This window comes from Mesorhizobium sp. M0761 (assembly GCF_040320205.1).
In the GTDB taxonomy this organism is placed as follows: domain Bacteria; phylum Pseudomonadota; class Alphaproteobacteria; order Rhizobiales; family Rhizobiaceae; genus Mesorhizobium.
The window spans coordinates 196,538-213,017 of sequence record NZ_JAMYPF010000007.1; the positions used below are offsets into that span (position 1 = coordinate 196,538).

A 16,480-nucleotide genomic window follows, 5' to 3' on the forward strand; every position below is an offset into this window, starting at 1 on the left:
CCTATTTTGCAAGCTCACTGGCGACATCAAGCAGGATGTTGGCGCCGGCGACAAGCTCGGCATCTTCAGTGTGTTCGCGCGGATTGTGGCTGATGCCACCGGCGCTCGGCACGAAGATCATTGCCGCCGGCGCGAGGCGGGCCATCATCTGCGCGTCATGGCCGGCGCCCGATGTCATGCGCCTGACGCCGAGACCGCGGTTCTTCGCGGCCGCCTCGATCAGTTCGACGATGCCGATGTCGAATAGCACCGGTTCGAAGCGGGCGAGCCGCTCGACCGAGATCGATACGTTCTCCAAAACCTCAAGCTCCTCGAGATAGGCAGCAAGGGCCGCCTCATGCGCCTGCAAGCGCTGTTCGTCGGGATCGCGCAGGTCGATGGTGAAGACGGCGCGCGCGGGAATGACGTTGATGGCGTTGGGTTCGAAGCGCATCGTGCCGACCGTGGCCACGGTTGGCCCATTTGAAGCCCTGGCCCGATCGTGCAGGAAGGTGATGATGCGGGCGGCGGCGTGGCCGGCGTCGCTGCGCATCGACATCGGCGTGGTGCCGGCATGGTTGGCGGCGCCGTCGATGGTGATGCGCTGCCAGGAAATGCCTTGCAAATTCTCGACCGCGCCGATCGGCACGCCTTCACGCTCCAGCACCGGCCCCTGCTCGATATGAAGTTCGAGATAGGCATGCGGCTTGAGGAAGCCGGGTTCGCGGTCGCCGGCATAGCCGATGCGGGCGAGCTCCTGGCCGAGCACGCTGCCATCCGTGCCGATGGCGGCCAGCACGGCCTCGGCGCTGACGCCACCGGCATGGCATAGCGAGCCCATCATGTCAGGCGTGTAGCGCACGCCTTCCTCATTGGTGAAAGCGGCGACCGCGACCGGGCGCGACGGCGAAAAGCCCGAAGCCTGCAGCGTCTCGATCACCTCCAGCCCGGCCAGCACGCCGTAGCAGCCATCATAGATGCCGGCATCAATAACGGTGTCGATATGCGAACCGATGAGCAGCGGCGCCTGCCCGGCATTGTCGGGGCTTTGCCAGATGCCGAAGATATTACCGACCCGGTCGATGGCGACTTCCAGCCTGGCCTGCCTGAGCCAGCCGACAAAGAGGTCACGGCCCTGTTTGTCTGTGTCGGAGGCGGCGAGCCGGATCAGCCTATCCTCACTGTCGCGGCCAACGGCGCCGAGTTCCCGGATGCGGCCAAGCAGACGCTGTGCATCGATCCCGATCATGGCTATGCCTCGGCCTTCAGCTTGACGGCCAGCACATCGGCGGGGCTCTGCCCGACCAGCTCGGTATAGCGATGCGGGTCTGTGGCGCCTTCGGTGTTGATTACAAGCACGCGGGATTTGTCGTCGAGCCCGAGCGCGGCCTTGTGGTCGGCCACCGCCCGGATCAGCCCGGCCAGACCGACGCCGCCGCTTTCGCCGGCGACGATCACTGGATCATTGCCAGCCGGCCGTGCCAGCCGCCGCATCACCGCGACCGCCTCCTCCTCATCCACCGTCATGAAGGCATCGGCAACCCGCGCCAGAACGCGCCAGGCAACTTGCGAGGCCTCGTAGCATTCGAGCATCGCCATCACCGTCGGCTGGTCGTGTGCGACCTTGACCACGTGGCCCGCCCGGGCGGCTGCGACAACGCAGGCGGCGCGGGCCGGCTCGACGACGATGAAGGTCGGCCTGGCGTCACCGAGCACGATGGAGAGATGGCCGGCCAGGGCGGCGGCAATGCCGCCGACACCGGCCTGCACGAAGACATGGGTCGGCGGCTGCGGCAACTGGCCCAACGCTTCGCGCACGATCGCCGTATAGCCCTGCATGACCAGACCGGGGATGCGCTCGTAGCCCGGCCAGGAGGTGTCGGACACCACGGTCCAGCCTTGCTCCGCTGAAACCTCGGCGGCCTGCCTGACCGAGTCGTCATAATTGCCGTCGACGCGGATCATCTCGGCGTCATAGCGGGCTATTGCTGCAATGCGCGCCTCGCTGACGCCGGCGTGAACGAAGATTGCCGCTTTCGCGCCAACCAACTGTGCACCTTGCGCGACCGAGCGGCCATGATTGCCGTCGGTGGCGCAGGCAACCGTCATGCCGGCAGCGACCGCCCGGACGTCGAACCGGTTGAGATCGGCCACGTCAACGGGCCGATGAAGCGATCGGCTCGCCTCCTCCAGCACCAGTCGAAAAACGGCATAGGCGCCGCCGAGCGCCTTGAAACTGCCGAGACCGAGGCGAAAGCCTTCATCCTTGATGTGGACGGCGCCGAGGCCGAGTTCCCCGGCCAGCGTCGGCAATGCATGCAACGGAGTTGCCAGGTGATTGTCGCGATGGGCCAGAAAGCGCTCGACCGTATCGGCGCCGGCATTCCCCAGCGTTTCGGCATCGACCGGATCGAGCGGCCGACGGTGCAAGGCATTGCTGTTGAGCAGGAACACGGGCGGCCTCCTTTGGGTGTGACGAAATCATATTGCAGCCGAGGCGCAAATAGCGCTGTTATTGGCGCTTCGAAATGCAAGTTTGTTTCCCCGGGATAGCGCTTTGCCTCGATCGCCTTCGCTCGACAGTTTCGACCTCGCCATCCTTGCCATCCTGCAGCGGGACAACACGACGCCGCAGCGGCTGATCGGCGAAGCCGTCAACCTGTCGGCGCCGGCGGTGCAGCGGCGCATCAAGCGCATGGAACAGTCCGGCGTCATTGCGGGCAATGTCGCCGTGGTCGACCCGGCGGCGGTCGGCCATCCCATCACCATCTTCGTCGAAGTGGAACTGGAGAGCGAACGCTCGGACCTGATCGACGCGGCCAAGCGGCAATTCTCGGCAGAGCCCGAAGTGCAGCAATGCTACTACGTCACCGGCGAGGCCGACTTCATCCTAGTCATCACCGCGGCCGACATGGGGGCCTATGAGGCCCTGACGCGCAGACTGTTCTTCGACAGCAAGAATGTCCGAAAATTCCGCACCTTCGTTGCCATGGACCGTGTCAAGGTGGGGCTGACGGTGCCTCTGCCGGGATAGCCAGTCACTTTTACGCAATTCCGGACGGAAAACCGCTCACACTTTTCCTGGAATTGCTTCAGCCAGCCGGCCGCAGCCAGACCTTGTTGTCGTGGAAGGCCGCACCGCCATAGGGCGCTGGTGCGTCGGCGCCGGTGAGCACATTGATGCCTTCGCCACGCTCATGGGCGCTGTTTGGCCAGATGCCCTCGGCGATCACCACGCCGCGCTTGAGGCCTTCGAACAGCTTTGCGTGCAGCACCACCTCGCCGCGCCGGTTGCCGACCTCGATACGGTCGCCGTCGCCCAAGCCAAGCGCGGCAGCGTCGTCCGGATGCAACAACAATTCCGGCCGGCCTTCCTTGGCCTTCGACACCGGCGTTTCCGAGAAGGTCGAATTGAGGAAGTTGCGCGCCGGCGATGTGGCGAGCCGGAACGGATGCTCGGCGTCCGCCACCTCGATCAGGTCGACATGGTCAGGGAATTCCGGGAGTTCCGCCACCGGCCCGAACAGGCCCATGCTTTTCGGCGGCCGGTTGGGCGCCGCCTGCCCGCTCCAATTGGCGCGGAAGTGAAATTTCTTGTCGGCATGGCCGAAGCCAGCGATGAAATGCGCGGCCTCGAAATCCGGCTGCAGGTCGACCCATTTGTCTTCCTTCAGGCTGGCGAAGCTGCCCAGCCCGCGCTTGCCCAGGATGATGTCGATATGCTGCTGCTCGGTCAGGCCAAAGCCCGGCCGGTCGGAGACGCCGAGACGCTGCGCCAATTGCTCGATGACGAAGTGGTTGGTGCGCGGCCCTTCCGGCGGGTCGATCAGCTTGGGACCAAGCGTGATGTGCTGGTTGCCACCGCCCTTGTAGACGTCGTCATGCTCGAGAAACATCGTTGCCGGCAAAACGACATCAGCGAGCTTTGCCGTGTCGGTCATGAACTGCTCGTGCACGCAGGTGAACAGGTCGTCACGCAGGAAACCCTGCTTCACCAGCCGCTGCTCGGGCGCGACATTCACCGGGTTGGTGTTCTGGATCAGCATCGCCGTCACCGGCGGGCCGCCATAGAGCGCGTCCGCTGCACCGGTCAGCACCGGGCCGATGCGCGACTGGTCGAGATGGCGAATATTGGGATCGCGCATCGCGGGGCCTTCCAGCACATCCTGGTTGAGCTTGAAGATGCCGGAATTGGAATGGAAGGCACCGCCACCCTCATATTGCCAGGCGCCCGTGACGGCGGCGATGCAGGATGCCGCGTGCATGTTGACCGCGCCGTTGCGCTGGCGGGCAAAGCCATAGCCGAGGCGGAAATAGGTTTTCCTCGTCGTGCCGACGAGGCGTGCGAAAGCCTCGATCTCGGTGACGGCAAGACCGGTGATGGCGGAAGCCCATTCCGGCGTGCGCGTCTCCAGATGCGCTTCCAGCCCCTTCGGATCGTCGGTGTATCTTTCGAGATAGGCGCGGTCGGCCATGCCTTCCCTGAACAGCACATGCATGACCGCGCAGGCCAGCGCGCCATCGGTGCCGGGCTTCAGCACAAGGCCTATATCGGCCTGCTTCATCGTCGCGTTCTCGTAGACATCGATGACGACGATCCTGGCGCCACGCTCCTTCCGCGCCTTGATGGCGTGGGTCATGACATTGACCTGCGTGACCACGGCATTGGTGCCCCAGATCACCACGCAGTCGGACTTCGCCATCTCGCGCGGATCGGGACCGCGCAAGGCGCCCGCTCCCATCATCCAGCCGGTCCAGGCCAGATTGGTGCAGATCGAGCCGAAGAAGCCGGAGTATTTTTTCGCATGGCGCAGCCGGTCGATGCCGTCGCGCTGCACCAGCCCCATCGTGCCGGCATAGAAATAAGGCCAGACGGTCTCGGAGCCGTATTTTTCCTCGGCCGCGATGAAGTTCTCGGCGACGACGTCGAGTGCCGCTTCCCAGCTGGATTCCTTCCAGACGCCGTCGCCCTTGGCGCCGGCGCGCATCAGCGGCTTCAGCAGTCGGTCCGGATGATGGACACGATCGGCATAGCGCGCGACCTTGGCGCAGACCACACCAGCCGTATACGTATTGGACTTGGCGCCATGGACACGGCCGATGCGGTTGCCATCGAGCAGTTCGACCTCGAGCGCGCAGGTCGAAGGGCAATCATGCGGACAGGCGGAGTGGCCGATTCTGAGCTTGGCGTGCTGGTTCATGCGGCGTTTTTAGCGGGTTTCGCGGGCGGCGTGTAGGGCCAGATCTTACCCTCCCCTTGATGGGGAGGGTCGGCGCGCAGCGACGGGGTGGGGTGCGGCGCGGACCCCCACCCCGCTCCGCTTCGCGGATCGACCCTCCCCACAACGGGGGAGGGTAATCACTCCACCGTGCCTTCCTCATACTCGGCCGACATGGTTAGCCATTTCTCCTCGTGACCGGCAAGCTGCTGTGCCAGCTGCGAGCGCTCCTTGGCGAGCCGGGTCGCGGTCGACGGATCCTTTTCGTACACCGCCGGATTGGCGAGTTCGTCCTCGATCAGGTCGATGCGCTTGCGGATGCGGTCCATCAGCGCTTCGGTGGCGCGTATTTCCTTGGCCAGCGGCTCAAAGGCGGCGCGGCGCGCGGCTGCATCGCGGCGGCGATCGGCCTTTGATGCCTTCTCGGCCTCGCGCTTGCCGCGTCGGTCGCCGGACACGCCGGTGACCAGCGTCTTGTAGTCCTCAAGGTCGCCGTCATACGGGTTGACCGCCCCGTCCTTGACCAGCCACAGCCGGTCGGCGGTCGCTTCCAGCAGATGGCGGTCATGCGAGATCAGGATGACGGCGCCGGGAAACTCGTTCAATGCACGGATCAGCGATTCGCGACTGTCGATGTCGAGATGGTTGGTCGGCTCGTCGAGGATGAACAGGTTCGGGCCTTCGAAGGCCGACAGGCCCATCAGCAGGCGCGCCTTCTCGCCGCCGGACAGGTCCTTGGCGGCGGTGTTCATCTTCTCGGTGGTGAGACCGAACTGGGCGACGCGGCCACGTACCTTGGATTCCGGCGCCTCCGGCATCAGCCGGCGGACATGCTCATAGGCGTTTTCATCAGGCCTGAGATCGTCGAGCTGATGCTGCGCGAAGATAGCCACTTTCAGGCCCGGCGCCACCGTCATGGTGCCGCTCTCCTGCTTCAACCGGCCCGACAGAAGCTTGGCGAAGGTCGACTTGCCGTTGCCGTTGGCGCCGAGCAGCGCGATGCGGTCGTCGGCATCGATGCGCAGCGTCATCTTCTTCAGGATCGGCTGGCCCTCGGTGTAGCCGACATTGACGTTGTTCAAGGCAATGATCGGCGACGCCACCGTTTTCACCGGCTCCGGGAAAGAGAACGGCCTCACCGTGTCGTTCACGATCGCCGCGATCGGCTTCATCTTCTCCAGCGCCTTGATGCGCGACTGCGCCTGTCTCGCCTTCGAAGCCTTGGCGCGGAAGCGTTCGACGAAGGACTCCATGTGTTTGCGCGCGGCTTCCTGCTTGACACGGCCCTTCTCCTGCAACTCCTTCTGCTCGGTGTACTGGCGCTCGAACTGGTCGTAGCCGCCGCGCCAGAAGGTCAGCTTCTTCTGGTCGAGATGAACGATGGAATTGACGGCGCGGTTGAGCAGGTCGCGATCGTGCGAAATCAGAAGCACCGTGTGCGGGTATTTCGAAACATAGTTTTCCAGCCACAGCGTGCCTTCGAGATCGAGATAGTTGGTCGGCTCGTCAAGCAGCAGAAGGTCGGGCTCGGCAAACAGCACGGCGGCAAGCGCGACGCGCATGCGCCAGCCGCCGGAGAAGGACGAGGCCGGGCGGCGCTGCGCGGCGTCGTCGAAGCCAAGGCCGGCGAGGATGGTGGCCGCGCGGGATTCCGCCGAATGCGCATCGATATCCGCCAGCCGCATATGGATGTCGGCAATGCGGTGCGCGTCGGTGGCGGTCTTTTCCTCCTCGAGCAATGCGGTGCGCTCGAGGTCGGCCTTGAGCACGATTTCGATCAGCGGCTCCTCGGTGCCGGGCGCTTCCTGCGCCACCTGGCCGATGCGGGTGTTCTTGGGCAGGCTTATCGAGCCGGTCTCGGAGGGAAAGTCGCCGGTGATGGCCTTGAACAGCGTCGTCTTGCCGGTGCCGTTGCGGCCGACGAGGCCGGCCTTGGTGCCGGCCGGCAAGGTCAGCGAGGCATGATCGAGAAGCAAGCGTCCGGCCATGCGGAGCGAAAGATCGTTGATGATAAGCATGCCGGGGCTTTTGCACGGGAGGGCGGCGCTTCGCAAGGGCCTGGGCGCTGGCGGGGGCATAAGGCATGAAGACGGCGCGCCTTAAGCGCGCCGTCCATTGCAAACAGCAGACTGACTTTTCAGAGGCTGCCTGGTTCAGGCTTTGGGTTTGCGCTTCGTCACCTTGGCCGCGGCGGCCGGAACGGCCGGCTTGCGGCCGAGGCCCGAGGACTTGGCCAGTGCCGAACGGGTCGCGGAGTAGTTCGGCGCCACCATCGGATAGTCCGACGGCAAGCCCCATTTGCCACGATATTCCTCCGGGCTGAGACCATGGTCGGTCATCAGGTGGCGTTTCAGCGACTTGAATTTCTTGCCATCTTCCAGACAGACGATGTGGTCGGGAAACACCGACCGCTTCGGATTGACAGCGGGGTTCAGCGCGGGGCTTTCCACGGCGGCAATGCTGCCCAGCTTGCGCACCGATGCGCTGACGCTGGCGATCAGATCCGGCAGGCCGGACGCAGGGAGAGGATTGTTGCCGACATAGGCCGAGACGATGTCAGCAGTCAGTTCAATAGCGGTCTTGCTGTCGATGGTGTGCAATTCTGTTTCTCCCGCCGGTCATGAAGTTGCCGGCTTTTTTTAAGACTTCTCTTGATGTATCGACCTAGCTGCACCCCCCAACGGGTCGCTAAGTCTCAATAAACGATCAAGAATCGGAACAGGAGGATGTTTCCACAACAGGTTGCAACGTTGCAAATTAGAAAATCTAATACTTGGAAACGGCCGACTTCGCGCCAGCAGATTTCAACTGCACGGACCCGGCAGGTTTGGAGTCGGCCAGTATCTCCAGAATGCGCTTCCAGCGGGCGCACCGGCCGAAATCTTTTTGCTCTATCGCCTTTTCGGCCTTCATGGCGGCGTAGAGCGGCGCCTCGGCGCCGAACTCCTTGAGCAGCCAGAATGCTTCCTGTCTGGCGAGGCGTTCATCGTCGTCAAGCATGTTCAGCCTCCGAGCGTTCTATGCCCACCGCAATACAGCTGCCGATGACGAGGACCGCACCGGCTATCGCGGTCAGCGTCAGCCTTTCGCCCGACAGCGTCAGCAGCAGCGTCGATGCGATCGGCGTCAGATAGGCGATGACCGCAACCTTGCCGCCGCCTTCAAGCTTCAAGGCGCGCGACCAGAAATAATATCCCAGCCCCATCGGGCCGGCGCCGAGATAGAGGCCAAGCAGGAGGTGCTCGCTGGATGGCCAGGCTGCGCCGTCGTGAATACACCATAGCAAGGTCAGGCCGACGCCGACCAATGCCGAAGGCAAAAGCAAACGCTCCGACGGTGTGGCCAGGCGGGCGACCGCAATCGAATAGAAGGCCATGCACAGCGCCGAGCCGAAGGCAGCGAGATAGCCGACGATGCTGCCCTGGAGAAAAGGCTGGCCGCGACCACCCGAGATCACCAGCGCCACGCCGACAAAGCCGAACACGGCAGTCAAACCCAGCAGCACGGGGCGTTGCCGCTTGCCCAGCACGATGACCGCCGCCGCGACCATCAGCGGCCAGGTGTAGGCGACGAGATTGGCCTCGATCACCGGCATGGAGGCAAAGGCGATGTATTGCAGCACCATGGTGCCGACCAGGCCAATAAAGCCGACCGCGACCGGCGCCAGGGTGCCGTCAGCACCCTTGGCAAAGGCTGCGTCTTGCGTGTCCCCCTTCCGGCTCGCCAGATGGATGACGGCGAACACCAGAGCCGCTCCACAAAACTGCAGCAACTGCACGAGCGACACCGGATGGCTGGCCAGCAGGGATTTGCCGACCAGCGCGTTGGTCGACCACAGGGCGACCGCGCCGGCGGCGAAGACCAGGGCCGACGGCGAGCCCGATCCACCCCGGAATCGCCGAGACGGTGCCTTGTCCTTATCGCCGACCATGATGTTACCGACGGCCAAACAGGCGTCCACTTCTATGCTCTGGCTACCATGATTCCCTTGATCCGCCCGGGACCGGCGCATCGGTCGCCGCCGCAACCGGACGCTCTTCCTCGAAGCGGCGATAGGCCGGCAGCTGGTTCGTCCAGACGTCTTCGGCCAGTTCGTTGACCCATTCGCGATCGTGATCATTGTCGGCTGCGAGATAGAACATGCGATTGTCGTCGACGTAGGGCTTGGCCACAGAGCGCTGGTTGAGGACCAGCGTGACGCGTGAGCCGAGCTGGATCGGCGCGGTGCGGTGCAGCACACCGAGAAACTGACCGAGTGTGGCGTAGTTCATCTTGTGGTCGATGCGCATGACCTGGTTGCGCGGAATCTCGCGGCCGGATTCAAGGATGGCGCGGCCGGTCTCGGAATCGTCGCAGTAGATTTCGAGATGGCCGCCGACCAGCGGATTGCTGATCGACAGCGGAATGAGTTCGGTGACCGGGACACCGTCGCAATGCCAATCGACGGCGCCGTCCTTGGGATTCATGAAAGTGACGGTCGAGCCGACGATCGACAGCGGATAGGGCTCGAGCTTGGTGCCCATCATGTCGGACAGACGTTCCAGGCGCAGCTTGTCATGCAGCAGTTCCTTGATCTCCGGGATGAAACGGTCGGCGCCGGTGATGAAGGTCAGATCGAGGTGCTTGTGCACGGCGTGGCTGGCCTTGAGCTTCAACGCCGCCTCTTCGATCGCCGCCAGCAGCGCCGGGTCGTAGCCATGCAGATACTGCGCAACGCCGAAACCCGACACTTTCCAGGCCGTCTCATGACCGATAATGGCTTCTCGGCTCATCGCGTAGCGCAGTTCAGGTATGGTATGGGCGTTCATTCTACTTCTCCAGGATGGGGGCATCACTTGGTAAACTGTCGATTAATTTCCCCACCCCTGTAAAATTAGGAATGCTGGTGCTAGTGTAAGCCCAGCTTAAGGTCGAAACGCGTGCGTCTGCTCAGTCAGGTCAACCTCAATTCGCTGAAGATTGTCGAAAGTGCCGCCCGGCACCGTAACTTCACGCGCGCCGGCGAAGAGCAGTTTATTACTGCTTCCGCCGTCAGCCAGCGCGTCAAAAGCCTCGAGGAACAGCTGCGCTTCAAGATCTTCCAGCGCGGCGGCAATGCGGTGTCGCTGACGCCCGAGGGCGAGACCTATGTGTCGCGCGTTCGCGAGGCGCTGGAGCGCATCGTGGCGGCCAGCATGGAGGCGACCGGACAGTCGCAGGCACATGTGCTGAAGATTTCGGTGCTGCCGACGTTCGCGGCGCGCTGGCTGTTTGCCCGCCTGCCGCTGTTCCAGCGGCAATATCCCGAAATCGAAATGCGGGTTTCGACCTCCTACGCCGCCAATGAGTTCGCCACCTCCGAGTTCGACCTCGAGATCCGCTATGGCGACGGCAGCTTTCCCGACCTCAAAGCGGACCTGCTGTTCAAGGAGGATTTGACGCCGGTGTGCAGCAGGAAGCTGTTCCACGAAGTTCTCGGCGACAGGCCGCCGTCAAAGGTGACGCCGGACGACCTCAGGCATTTCACGCTGCTGCATTCCGACACCTGCACGCAGAACTGGCAGTCGTGGCTGGGTTTTGCCGGCGCGAGTTCCGTGCTCGGCGAGACCAAGAGCATCTATTTCGATTCCTGCATGATGTCCTATGAGGCGGCCAATGCCGGCATGGGCTTTGCAGTCGCCAACCGCGCCTATATGGCGAGCGAGATCCGCGCAGAGAGACTGGTGGCGCCGTTTGCCGTGCATCACCCCAACACCGCCGGCTGGTATTTCGTCTGCCCGGTCACCGCGCCCTACACGCGCAAGGTGGAACTGTTCAAGCAGTGGATAATGGCCGAGGCGGCGCTGACGCAGTGCCAGCTGGACGCCGGGATTGCCGGCGGCCCGGTGCTGCGCAAGGCCATTGCCTGAGGTCGGATTCTTTCCGCGGCCTTGCGGGATTTGCGGCCGTTTCTGCTGGTTTTGCGCAGACGGCACGAGCAGAACCGGCACGAAAACTGCCACCTCATGACGCAGGCGAGAGACTCAGCTATCTTCGGTTGTTGCGGCGGACCTGATATCCGCCTGGCCGGCGCTATCAGCTCACCTCCCAAGCGGCGCCGGCCTTCTTCTCCCGAAGGCTACGTTCAGCCTTGTCGTCCCGCTAAAACGATCATTGCGCCGGCTGATCGCCGCTGGCCGCCGGCTTTGGCGCCGAATCCGTCTGCGGGGTTTGATCGAGCACCGGGGCTTTGGTTGGCTGGATGTCGCCGTCGCAGGCGGCGAGCGCCAAGCTGGCGGCCAACAGAATCAGAAGCCTCTTCATGGCGACCTCCTAGGTCTGCCCTCTCCTTCGTAAGGCAACGAGGTGGTTCTTCGTAAGGCAACGAGGTGGTTCGGCTTTGGTTGCACGCTCGCAAACGACGCCGCGTCGGCTGGAACCAAACGGCGGCTCTGAGGTTGGTTGCCCAAAGGAGATCGCGCCATGATCCGTCTGCTCATTACCGGCCTTTTCGCTTACGCGACCTATCGCATCGCCAAGGAGATCATCAAGGACGTGCCTGACAATTTCGATCCGTTGCCGGTGCCTGGCGACGAACGCGCCGCCTTGCGGCGCCAGTCGGCGGCAACGGGTGTCGCGCCACGGCGGTAAGGGCGACTTCCGCCCGTTGCGAACAAAGCGGAAACGATGCTTGATAGGCGATGACCATCGCCATCAATGATTCGTCCTTGCGGCCCGCCTATCTGGCGAAGCTCAACGCCGAGCAGCGGCTCGCTGTCGAACATGGCGACGGCCAGATCGCCGGGCCGCTGCTGGTGATCGCCGGCGCCGGCTCCGGCAAGACCAACACGCTCGCCCACCGGGTTGCGCATCTGATCGTCAGGGGCGCTGATCCCAGACGCATTCTGCTTATGACATTCTCGCGCCGCGCCGCCACCGAAATGGCCAGGCGGGTCGAACGCATCGCCGGCGAGGTGCTGGGCCGAGACGCGTCCGTCATCGCCGACGCGCTGAGCTGGGCCGGTACGTTTCACGGCATCGGCGCCAGGCTATTGCGCGACTATGCGCTGACGATCGGCCTCGACCCGGCCTTTACCATTCACGACCGCGAGGATTCCGCCGACCTGATGAATCTTGCCCGGCATGAACTTGGATTCTCGAAGACCGAAAGCCGTTTTCCGACCAAGGGCACCTGCCTGGCGATCTATTCGCGCGCTGTCAACGCGCAGGCGCCGCTTGGCGAGGTGCTGGGTTCGGCCTTTCCGTGGTGTGCCGGCTGGGCCGAACAACTGAAGGCTCTGTTCGCCCGATATGTCGAGGCCAAGCAGGCGCAGAACGTGCTCGATTACGACGACCTCCTGCTCTACTGGGCGCAAATGGCCGCCGAGCCGGAGATCGCGGCGCATCTGGGCTCGCGTTTCGACCATGTGCTGGTCGACGAATACCAGGACACCAACCGGCTGCAGGCCTCGATCCTTTCGGCGCTGAAGCCGGATGGCGCCGGACTGACAGTGGTGGGCGACGACGCGCAGTCGATCTATTCGTTTCGCGCCGCGGAAGTGCGCAACATCCTCGATTTCCCGCAACAATTCGCGCGAGCCGCCGATGTCATCATGCTGGAGCGCAACTACCGCTCGACCGTGACTATTTTGGCGGCAGCCAATGCGGTCATCTCGGAGGCGTCGGAGCGCTTCACCAAGAACCTCTGGTCGGAGCGCAAATCCTCGCAAAGGCCGAAACTGGTCAGCGTGCGCGACGAGGCCGAGCAGGCGAACTATGTCTGCCAGGCCATCCTGGCCGAGCGCGAGGCCGGCACGGTGCTGAAATCGCAGGCGGTGCTGTTTCGCGCCTCGCACCACAGCGGCCCGCTGGAGATCGAACTGACGCGCCGCAACATCCCCTTCGTCAAGTTCGGCGGGCTCAAATTCCTCGACGCCGCCCACGTCAAGGACGTGCTTTCGGTGCTGCGTTTTGCCGAGAACCCGCGCGACCGCGTCGCCGGCTTCCGCGTGCTGCAGCTCCTGCCCGGCATCGGCCCTTCGGCGGCGAGCACCATCGTCGAGACCATGGCGACATCGCTCGACGAGGAAATGGGGCTGGCCCGCTACCGGCCGCCGCAACGCGCGGCTGAGGACTGGCCAGCCTTCGTTGCGCTTTATTCCGGCCTGCGCGCCCGGTCGGGGAAATGGCCGGCCGATCTCGAACAGGTCAGGCTGTGGTACGAGCCGCATCTTGAGCGCATCCACGAGGATGCGACGACGCGGCGGGCCGACCTCATGCAGCTCGAGCAGATCGGTTCCGGCTATGCTTCGCGCGAGCGCTTCCTGACCGAGCTGACGCTGGATCCACCGGATGCCACCAGCGACCAGGCCGGGCCGCCGCACCGCGACGAGGACTATCTGATCCTGTCGACCATTCATTCGGCCAAGGGCCAGGAATGGAAGAACGTCTTCGTGCTCAACACCGTCGATGGCTGCATCCCGGCCGATCTCGGCGTCGGCACCAAGGAAGACATCGAGGAGGAGCGCCGGCTGCTTTACGTCGCGATGACGCGGGCCAAGGACGGCCTGCATCTGGTGACGCCGCAGCGCTTCTTCACCCACGGCCAGGCAGCGCGCGGCGACCGCCACGTCTACGCCTCGCGAACCCGTTTCATCCCGGCCTCGATCCTCGGCGCTTTCGAGCAGACCTCGTGGGCGAGCGTCCACGCCAAGGACGATCCGCGCCACAGACCTGAAGTCCGCGTCGACCTCGGCGCCCGCATGCGCGGCATGTGGAAATAGCCGCAACCGTGAATGCCGGCAGCGACCTCAAGAGCAAATCGTCCTGTCATGGCATCTCTCAGGGAACCTCGGGCCGCCGGCCGCGTTTTCTGGCGTCCAACCCGCGATCGGAGGGCGGCGGCCGCCGCCCTTCCGCCCATCCAGAGAGGCCAGAATGCACGACGCGATGTTCTTCACCCCGGTTGCCGTCAGCGTTGGCGCCGGCCACAAACGCATGCTCGCCTCGCTGTTCGACATGCATGATTTCCTGACCGAATTTCCGCCGTCACGCCGGCGCCTGAGCTATGGCGCGGCCGTGAGGGCTTGCGAGGCGGCGCGCGCCGGAGAAATCTCGACCGAGGCCGCACGCGATGCCCTGATCACCTTTGCGGTCACGGCAGGCATCCTCTGGCCCGCGGTCCAGCCGGCCGTCTCGGTCAAGCCGGTCGCACACGGTTATGGCGGCTACGCCGTCTGAGACGGCCGGGACCAGGCCTGCCCAGCAAAAAAGATCACTCGGACTTGCCGGCAGACGTCGAACGACAACACGTCTTGGTGATCCCACCAAGCGTCCACTTCATCTTGGAGTAACTCGGCATTGGAAGCGTCTTGAGATGTTTGATCACGAACCCAAGTTCCATGGCCATCATGCCGTATTCCTCAACCGCGATATCGGCCTGTTCACTGTTCAATGCAAACCGAAAGCCAAATTCACTCGGTACGTCTCCATTTGAAGAAAAGGCAGGGATCGCGAGCCGTGAGTTGTGAAAACCAGAATGCCACCAGGCCGCACAAAGCTGAACAGACGAACCGCCATCGCGCCCAGTTGTTATCGGCATGTGGGAAAAGAATGAAAGCGCAAGGACTGCATCATAGAGCCTGCCAAAACCCTCCTCCGGTATCGATCGCGACTGAATGGCTTTAATCTTGAATTCGTTAGCCAGGAAAGAAATCGCTTGTGGATAATCGGAACTGACGAGATCGATGTCTTCATCCTTTACAAGGTGCCGCGTCACGCATCCATACCTTGAGGCGAACTCGAGGAGTGAAAAGGCCCCCGGCCTAGATGCCGTGTTAAAATTCCTTTGAGTTTTTGCAGATGCTTGCCCATCTCTGAGATATTAACTGGCCTTTGAGACGTCAGACACAAATCCATTATGGCTGATCAGGAAGTTGAATATATCATGATCTTGATGAAAGGATGGAACAACGGAAACTCTACGGATTATTTGTTCTCTAAGTAATTGTCGTTCCAACAGTTTAGGCCGACTTCTGGATCACTGGCTCATCCGATCTATGAGCAGTGGATAACGGTACAAGCCGCCGAGGCGGGTACCACGCGCGATAGCGAGCGACGCTGCAGCCACCGTTTCGCCATCGGGTTGATCCACACCTCGAAGCAGAAATGGACGGCCAACCCGCAAGCAGCGGCGGACGCAGCAAGCGAGGACTATTTTAGGTACATCTGAAGGCATCATATCGATGCGGCAGGCCAACGGATCGCAGCGCCACCATTAGACCGAAACACTTGCGTTAAGGAACGAGGCCTGCTGCAGTCGACACCATGGAAGCTGACGGCGCCGCTGCGTGTTCCAGGTCGCATTGCCGCGATCCGTTTGAAAAGCGCCTGCGCCCGACCGGAGCCTCGCCTGGCGCCCGCATTTCAATGCAACGTCGGATCACCGGCCAGCAGGGCGCGCGGCCCGGTCGTTTCGAAACTGACCTGGTCGCGGCCGTTGGACTTGGCCTTGTAGAGGTGCCGGTCGGCCGTCAGGAACATGTCGGCATAGGTGGTGGGTCCGCTGAAGGCGACGCCACCGATGCTCACCGAGAGCGGACAGGGCCGTCCATCCGGGGCAAACTCGACCTCGCGGATGCGCCGCCGGATCCCCTCGGCAACCAGCCAGGACTGCGACGGGTCGGCGCCAGGCAGGAAGATGGCGAACTCCTCGCCGCCGATGCGACCGACGATGTCGGCGCCGCGCAGCTGGGCCTTGATCGTCTGCGCAATCAGCTTGAGCGCCTGATCGCCGCAATCGTGGCCCAATCGATCGTTGATGGTCTTGAAATGATCGGCGTCGACGATCAGCAGGGCGCCGGCATCGACGACGGCCTGGCTGCGCGCCTGTTCGAGATAGGCCTCAACCAGCATCGAAAACGCGCCGCGGTTGAACACCGCGGTCAGGCTGTCGGTCGCCGCGACGATGCTCAGATTCTTCTGGGCGATCGCCAGCTGGCGCATCTTGTACATCAGGAAAGAGAAGAACGATCCACCCAGCACGAGCGGCAGCAACAGGTCGGTGAGCTGCGCCCAGCGCAACGCTTCGGGCGACAGCGACGGAAAATTGTAGGAATCGACAAGGAAGGCCGCCGCGATACAGATCGCCGTGCCGACAACCGTGACTGCTATGACCCTGCCCAAGCTCGTGGGCGAAAGATCGACCCGCATGCCATTTCTCCCACTGTGTTCGCCATTTTGCAGCGGGAACACAAATGAAACCCTAAAATCTTACCTGCAATTCGAATGTGGTTAACCAGAACAATTCCAGGAAAGTGTGAGCA

The 16,480-nt window shown here is 63.1% G+C and carries 16 protein-coding genes; 5 read left to right on the top strand and 11 right to left on the bottom strand.

The window, feature by feature from the left end; genetic code table 11:
• Window position 1: 1 nt before the first annotated feature.
• The gene (locus tag NKI32_RS14525; RefSeq protein WP_353002884.1) at window positions 2–1,228 is read right to left on the bottom strand and encodes a Zn-dependent hydrolase; all 1,227 of its coding nucleotides are present in this window, start codon (window positions 1,226–1,228) and stop codon (window positions 2–4) included.
• Window positions 1,229–1,230: 2 nt separating this feature from the next.
• Window positions 1,231–2,433 carry a diaminopropionate ammonia-lyase gene (locus NKI32_RS14530; protein ID WP_353002885.1) on the bottom strand — a complete coding sequence of 401 codons (1,203 nt, stop codon included), beginning with the start codon at window positions 2,431–2,433 and terminating at the stop codon, window positions 1,231–1,233.
• A gap of 103 nt (window positions 2,434–2,536) precedes the next feature.
• Here NKI32_RS14530 and NKI32_RS14535 point away from each other — a divergent pair, with 103 nt between their 5' ends.
• Complete coding sequence (locus NKI32_RS14535; protein ID WP_023689068.1) at window positions 2,537–3,013, top strand: Lrp/AsnC family transcriptional regulator; 477 nt, start codon at window positions 2,537–2,539, stop codon at window positions 3,011–3,013.
• Window positions 3,014–3,071: 58 nt separating this feature from the next.
• Here the strand turns inward: NKI32_RS14535 and NKI32_RS14540 are convergent, their stop codons facing one another.
• The 6 genes from NKI32_RS14540 to NKI32_RS14565 all read right to left on the bottom strand — a co-directional run bounded on the left by NKI32_RS14540 (window position 3,072) and on the right by NKI32_RS14565 (window position 10,006).
• Complete coding sequence (locus tag NKI32_RS14540; RefSeq protein ID WP_353002886.1) at window positions 3,072–5,180, bottom strand: molybdopterin-containing oxidoreductase family protein; 2,109 nt, start codon at window positions 5,178–5,180, stop codon at window positions 3,072–3,074.
• A 158-nt stretch (window positions 5,181–5,338) separates the two neighbouring features.
• Window positions 5,339–7,216, bottom strand: coding sequence for an ABC-F family ATP-binding cassette domain-containing protein (locus NKI32_RS14545; protein ID WP_023743824.1), 1,878 nt, complete (start codon window positions 7,214–7,216; stop codon window positions 5,339–5,341).
• 135 nt (window positions 7,217–7,351) lie between these two features.
• Window positions 7,352–7,798 carry a Ros/MucR family transcriptional regulator gene (locus NKI32_RS14550; protein WP_023670270.1) on the bottom strand — a complete coding sequence of 149 codons (447 nt, stop codon included), beginning with the start codon at window positions 7,796–7,798 and terminating at the stop codon, window positions 7,352–7,354.
• 166 nt (window positions 7,799–7,964) lie between these two features.
• Window positions 7,965–8,198 (bottom strand): hypothetical protein, encoded by a 234-nt coding sequence (locus NKI32_RS14555; RefSeq protein WP_023733893.1) that lies wholly within the window; start codon window positions 8,196–8,198, stop codon window positions 7,965–7,967.
• Window positions 8,191–9,147 carry a DMT family transporter gene (locus tag NKI32_RS14560; RefSeq protein WP_245259943.1) on the bottom strand — a complete coding sequence of 319 codons (957 nt, stop codon included), beginning with the start codon at window positions 9,145–9,147 and terminating at the stop codon, window positions 8,191–8,193. Before NKI32_RS14560 ends, NKI32_RS14555 begins: the two co-directional genes overlap by 8 nt.
• A gap of 25 nt (window positions 9,148–9,172) precedes the next feature.
• Window positions 9,173–10,006, bottom strand: a complete 834-nt coding sequence (locus tag NKI32_RS14565; RefSeq protein WP_023684748.1) for a hypothetical protein — start codon at window positions 10,004–10,006, stop codon at window positions 9,173–9,175.
• A gap of 111 nt (window positions 10,007–10,117) precedes the next feature.
• On the opposite strand from NKI32_RS14565, the gene NKI32_RS14570 reads away from it, so the two are divergent.
• Entirely contained in the window at window positions 10,118–11,086 is a 969-nt protein-coding gene (locus tag NKI32_RS14570; protein ID WP_023735479.1) for a LysR substrate-binding domain-containing protein, read from the top strand.
• A gap of 241 nt (window positions 11,087–11,327) precedes the next feature.
• On the opposite strand, the gene NKI32_RS14575 is transcribed toward NKI32_RS14570, so the two are convergent.
• Window positions 11,328–11,480, bottom strand: coding sequence for a hypothetical protein (locus tag NKI32_RS14575; protein WP_023693936.1), 153 nt, complete (start codon window positions 11,478–11,480; stop codon window positions 11,328–11,330).
• A gap of 159 nt (window positions 11,481–11,639) precedes the next feature.
• Between NKI32_RS14575 and NKI32_RS14580 the strand changes: the two genes are divergently transcribed.
• The 3 genes from NKI32_RS14580 (at window position 11,640) to NKI32_RS14590 (ending at window position 14,396) form a co-directional block, all read left to right on the top strand.
• Window positions 11,640–11,807, top strand: coding sequence for a hypothetical protein (locus NKI32_RS14580; RefSeq protein ID WP_023684745.1), 168 nt, complete (start codon window positions 11,640–11,642; stop codon window positions 11,805–11,807).
• Between the two features lie 50 nt (window positions 11,808–11,857).
• Window positions 11,858–13,939 carry an ATP-dependent helicase gene (locus NKI32_RS14585; protein WP_353002887.1) on the top strand — a complete coding sequence of 694 codons (2,082 nt, stop codon included), beginning with the start codon at window positions 11,858–11,860 and terminating at the stop codon, window positions 13,937–13,939.
• 154 nt (window positions 13,940–14,093) lie between these two features.
• The gene (locus tag NKI32_RS14590; RefSeq protein WP_023684743.1) at window positions 14,094–14,396 is read left to right on the top strand and encodes a DUF982 domain-containing protein; all 303 of its coding nucleotides are present in this window, start codon (window positions 14,094–14,096) and stop codon (window positions 14,394–14,396) included.
• 34 nt (window positions 14,397–14,430) lie between these two features.
• On the opposite strand, the gene NKI32_RS14595 is transcribed toward NKI32_RS14590, so the two are convergent.
• Both NKI32_RS14595 and NKI32_RS14600 read right to left on the bottom strand, forming a co-directional pair.
• Entirely contained in the window at window positions 14,431–14,934 is a 504-nt protein-coding gene (locus tag NKI32_RS14595) for a hypothetical protein (RefSeq protein WP_353002888.1), read from the bottom strand.
• 647 nt (window positions 14,935–15,581) lie between these two features.
• Window positions 15,582–16,367, bottom strand: coding sequence for a GGDEF domain-containing protein (locus NKI32_RS14600; protein WP_023705331.1), 786 nt, complete (start codon window positions 16,365–16,367; stop codon window positions 15,582–15,584).
• Between the last annotated feature and the right edge of the window lie 113 nt (window positions 16,368–16,480).